Raw genomic sequence first — 4,832 nt, forward strand, 5'->3', positions numbered from 1 at the left:
GCGTCTATGCCAGGACGCTCGGGTTCCACGTCGACGCCTGCGAGGTCCGCTCCCCGGAGCAGAAAGGCAAGACGGAGCGGCGGGTCGGCGTCTGGAAGCGACTGGAGATCCAGGGCCGCGCCTTCGAAGGCCTGGATGGGCTCCAGGGCTGGACCGATGCGACGCTCCTCGCCGACGCGGCCCGGCGGACCTGCCCGGCGACCGGCCTGTCGGTCGAGGCGAGTTGGGAGGCCGAGAGGCCGTCGTTGCGGCCGTTGCCGGGGTCCATGCCGGAGCCGTTCGACCTGGTCAGGACCGCCCCGGTGCACAAGGATTGCACGGTCCATTTCGAGGGGCGTAGCTATGTCGTCCCGTTCACCTATGCCGGCCGCGAGGTGGAGGTCCGCGGCGGCTCGGGATGCGTGCGGATCGTCGACCCCCGGACCGCCGCGGTCCTGGTCACCTACCCGCGGCACACGAGCGAACGGATCCTGATCGATCCGGCCTGCTACGAAGGGCCCGGGACCGCCGAGGTGCTCCCGCCCAAGCCGCTGGGCCGGATGGCCAGGAAGCTCCAGGAGATCGCCGAGTTGCCCGTGGAGCGACGTCCAATGGACCTCTACGCCGCGCTGGCGGAGGTGGCCCGATGACGCCCAAGGGGACCGCGCACGACCTCGACCGGCCGCCGGCGTTGCCCGCCAAGGCGACGACGGCCGACCTGGGGACGTTGGTCGACCAGCTGATGAAGCTGGGGTTGGAGTTCGCCGCCGACGCACTGCCGATGATCCTGACCCGAGCCGTGAAGGAGGACCTGGGCTCGCCGGCGTTGTTGGAGCAGTTGTTCAAGGACGAGTTGGAGCGTCGCGAGGAACGGCGGGTCCGGACTTCGCTGCGGCTCTCGGGCCTGCCGACGGGCCAGACGTTGGCCAACTTCGACTTCGCGTTCCAGCCGGCGGTGCAGCGATCGAAGCTCGACGCGCTGGCGAACTGCGCCTGGTTGCGAGAGAAGCAGGGCCTGCTGATCCTGGGCCCGCCCGGGGTCGGCAAGACGCATCTGGCGATCTCGCTGGGTGTCAAGGCGGTGGAGAGCGGCTTCTCGGTGGCGTTCTTCCGCCTGGAGGAGCTGCTGCACGCGATGCGCAAGGACGCGGAGGTGCCGCCGACGCGCCTGAAGGGGAAGAAGTACATGAAGGCGGCGTTGGTGATCATCGACGAAGTTGGCTTCGAGACATTCACACGTGAGGAGGCGAATCTATTCTTCCGGTTGGTGAGCTACCGCTATCAGCGTGGCTCGCTGTGCATCACGTCGAACAAGGCGATCAAGGATTGGCCGGAGATGCTGGCGGGCGACGAGGTGATCACGGCGGCGATCCTGGACCGACTGCTCCATTCGTGCCACGTGCTGAACATCCGGGGCCGGAGCTATCGCCTCCGGGAATTGGAGGAGAGCCTGAACGGGCGGTCATGAATGGCAGAGGGGTCGGCATCGAGCCCGGATCGCGATCGATGGTCCCAGACCCGTCAGGGCGGCCCTGGAGGATCCGCCCGAGTCGACATCGGCGAGCCGGGAGATGGCATCCGTCAGAGGTGAAATTTCGAGTCGTGTTCAGTGGTGGATTTGTTCAGGGAAATGGCCTTGGAGGAGCCGTCCCTGTCGGCGAGGGGGGGATAGTAATGGGTTTGATCCGGGGCCGGCGGACGGCCCCGTCGTGGCGGGGAAACGCCAGCGATGTACACCGGTCATTCCGTACAGTCGGCCGGCCCTGGAGGAGCCGTCGACGACGAGCGACCGAGGCGAGATGGGTTGTCTCGGATCGACAGGGCAGAAACTCGTAAGGATTGGGGTCGAAAATCCTCTCCCTGTTGGGCGTGGGAGGGACCAACAGGACTTGCTGAACGAGTCGAGAGTCCGGAAAAGTCCAAGAATCGGGGGATAGTCAGGCAAGAATTGCCCCCTCCGAAGCCATTCGGGCTTCGTAACAGTTCGGGTTCACTAACCTCGTAACGATTCGGGTCCATTGACAGCCTTCCGCCGCCTGATCACCCAGCTCTATCCCGCCGGCATCGTGTCGATCGTCTCCGACACCTGGGATTTTTGGAAGGTCATCACCGAATACGCGACCGAGTTGAAGGAAACGATCCTGGCACGAGAGGGTAAGGTCGTTTTCCGCCCGGACAGCGGAGATCCGGTGAAGATTCTCGTCGGCGACCCCAACGCACCAGAGGGCAGTTCGGCCCACAAGGTGCCGTCGAGTGCCTCTGGGATATCTTCGGCGGAACGACGAACGAAAAGGGATTTCGGACGCTGGACAGCCATGTCGGCCTGATCTACGGCGATTCGATCACCTTGGCCCGCGCCGAGGCGATCCTATCGGGCCTGAAAGCGAAGGGCTTCGCATCGAATAACGTCGTGTTCGGCGTCGGCTCCTACACCTACCAGTATGTCACGCGTGACACATTCGGCTTCGCGGTGAAGTCGACCTACGGAGAGGTGAATGGCGTCGGTCGGGAAATTTACAAGGACCCGAAGACCGATGACGGTGTAAAGAAATCGGCCCGCGGCAGAATCGCCGTGACGAACATCGTTGGCGTCTATTGCCTTGCCGATCGCCAGGACGCTATAAATCCGGAGGGTTGCTGCCTGCGGCCTGTGTTCCGCGACGGCAAGCTCCTGGTGGACGACACAATCGCGGAGATTCGGAAACGAGTGGCCGCATGACACACTATTGGGCAAAGGGATGAGTAGGGAGCCTGCCGCGGTCAATTCCCGATGTGGTGTACCGTGAACGAGTCAGGGGTTGCCTTGAAGGCTGATCGCCTAAAGGAGATGCAAATTGATCCGAAAGACCATATATTGTTTGGAATGGAAGGCTCGATTGTATCTATTTGTTGCACATAGGTAGTGCTTGCATAACCCGGTGTTCGTCCTCCAACTTTAAGAACTGAGGGCAACCCGGATCGGCTATCAAGTAAGACCGTCATGTAATCCCAGGAACTCTCCAACTCGGGAGTGAGCGGAGTAAACCACAAAACGGCGCTTCCCTCGGAGTCGCTCCTGAGCTCGGTTTGCGTCTTAGATTTAAAAGTTGGATCATCAGGTCCTAGGAAAAGTAGCCGATTTTGGTCAGGAATGTCGATCATATTCATCCAATCTTTCTTCTCGATACAACACGCACTGAGAACGTTTTTCTTTTCGGTCTGGTTATCCCAAACAGGACGCCTGCTTGTATGAAAGGGGAAATTTGTCTTTTGATTCACATGGCAGTATTCACTGGAATTCCATATGAACGTTTCGGCTCCAAAACCTGATCGTCTATGAGAGTATTCGATTCGAAGATTCTCGGTTCCTGAGGCCCAGACCTCTCCTTCGACAACGTCATATTTATCGCAACTATTTGGAAAGATTTCTGTATAGAAGCGATAATGCAGTCCATGCTTGTGTTCGTCGAGGTAGCGTTGCCAGACTTTGATAGCCGATTCTTTGCTAATGGTCGTTTTCAAGTCGGAAGGCAACGCCGCACTGACGGCGATCAACTCCCACATCCAGGCGGCGATTATAAGGCGAATCATCACCGGTTCCTCGCTGATCTGATCGAGCCCATCTCTGGGTGGATACCTACTCGAATCGATCAGATTCGACAAGCCCGTTTTTCATCGAGACTCTTCTTGACGCTTCCGAGCTGGGCAACGATGCCGATGCAAGGTCAAGGGTAGAAAATTCGTGCGGTAATATTTGTGTGATCGACTGATAGATCAGCCACTAATCGTCCTCGTGACCAACTCCCCGCTCGAGGACTCAAGGAACTCGCGTATCTGTGCGAGTACTCCGCGAAGCCCACCTTGATCATTCCGCTTGCGAATCTGGATCCGGCCGCAGGTCGTGGTCTCTATCTCCTCTTCACTTCGCAGATCGCGTTGTTCAACGATCCTGCCCCTCCCGTCGGGATCGATGGCTATCTTGCTTAGATGGCATTCTTCCACTCCGGCACGAATCGAATATCGATGTTCCGTGTCGCCGGGGAACTCGATCCCGCTCATTGCCCCCGTTGAGAAATCGTCGTCAATCGGGAAACGGCTCCCGTTCAAGAGCAAGTATTCCCTCTTGAAAACGTAGGTCACGGGCAGCAAGCGGCTTTGGCTGACCAGGAAGTCATCGATGCTTTCGATTGCCCCAAGCAGGGCGACGGCAGTGAAAGTCTCGTCGTCTCCCATCTCTGCCTGATCATCGCCGACGATCAAGGTGACAGGGTCGGGGAGAAATGCCCGCAGCGAGGCGATCATATCCCACTCTGCCATCGAGGGGCGGGTGCAAAATTCGCGGTCGTCGCACCTTAGAATAAGGTCGATGCCCATAAGCCCTCCAACTGAAGCTGTTTCCTGACGACCGATCTCGATAGACTTGCGCTTCCAAATCTATCCGATCTATCTGGCACGTCTTCAACATTACCCGAACAGGAATGATCGGGCCTCATCCAATATGGAAAGTGCGGAAGTAAGGTGGCTCGTAAAACGTTGGATCAGGCTGAGCGACCAGATCTTCGAAATAGGCCGCCATCCAATCTCGCCAGCCGGCCGCCTCATCGTCGGCTAGGCCTTAAACAAGCGAACCCGGATTCGGAAAATCCGAATCTCGCGACTATTCGCGCAAGCGGACGTCGATCGATCCGCTCCGTTCGGGGCGGTCGCTTTATTCAGCTATTCAAGTCCTTCATACCACACCGCTTTTCCCTACGTTCCGCACATCCGGCATTCAATTTCTCCGAATTTCCGGCGGTCGCCACGTCAGCGGTTATAAGCCGCCGTCATTCGCAACAGGCTCAGGAGCCTGCGCTGCAGCGGACTCAGTTCCGTCG

General features: G+C 59.0%; 4 protein-coding genes and 1 pseudogene. 3 read left to right on the forward strand and 2 right to left on the reverse strand.

Annotated elements, in window-relative coordinates:
• From ACYOEI_RS40785 to ACYOEI_RS40795, 3 genes and pseudogenes are all read left to right on the forward strand, one after another.
• Nucleotides 1-629, forward strand: a 629-nt coding sequence (locus tag ACYOEI_RS40785) for a Mu transposase domain-containing protein (protein ID WP_462856427.1), incomplete at its 5' end; no start/stop codon positions are given.
• Nucleotides 626-1,447 carry an IS21-like element helper ATPase IstB gene (gene istB / locus ACYOEI_RS40790; RefSeq protein ID WP_462856428.1) on the forward strand — a complete coding sequence of 274 codons (822 nt, stop codon included), beginning with the start codon at nucleotides 626-628 and terminating at the stop codon, nucleotides 1,445-1,447. The genes ACYOEI_RS40785 and istB, both read left to right, overlap by 4 nt.
• A 538-nt stretch (nucleotides 1,448-1,985) precedes the next feature.
• Nucleotides 1,986-2,698: pseudogene (locus ACYOEI_RS40795) on the forward strand (nicotinate phosphoribosyltransferase); the annotation flags it as partial.
• Between the two features lie 41 nt (nucleotides 2,699-2,739).
• On the opposite strand, the gene ACYOEI_RS40800 reads toward ACYOEI_RS40795, so the two are convergent.
• Entirely contained in the window at nucleotides 2,740-3,549 is an 810-nt protein-coding gene (locus ACYOEI_RS40800) for a hypothetical protein (protein WP_462856429.1), read from the reverse strand.
• 183 nt (nucleotides 3,550-3,732) lie between these two features.
• Nucleotides 3,733-4,332 (reverse strand): hypothetical protein, encoded by a 600-nt coding sequence (locus ACYOEI_RS40805; protein ID WP_462856430.1) that lies wholly within the window; start codon nucleotides 4,330-4,332, stop codon nucleotides 3,733-3,735.
• Nucleotides 4,333-4,832 lie beyond the last annotated feature (500 nt).

The organism is Singulisphaera rosea (assembly GCF_054877945.1).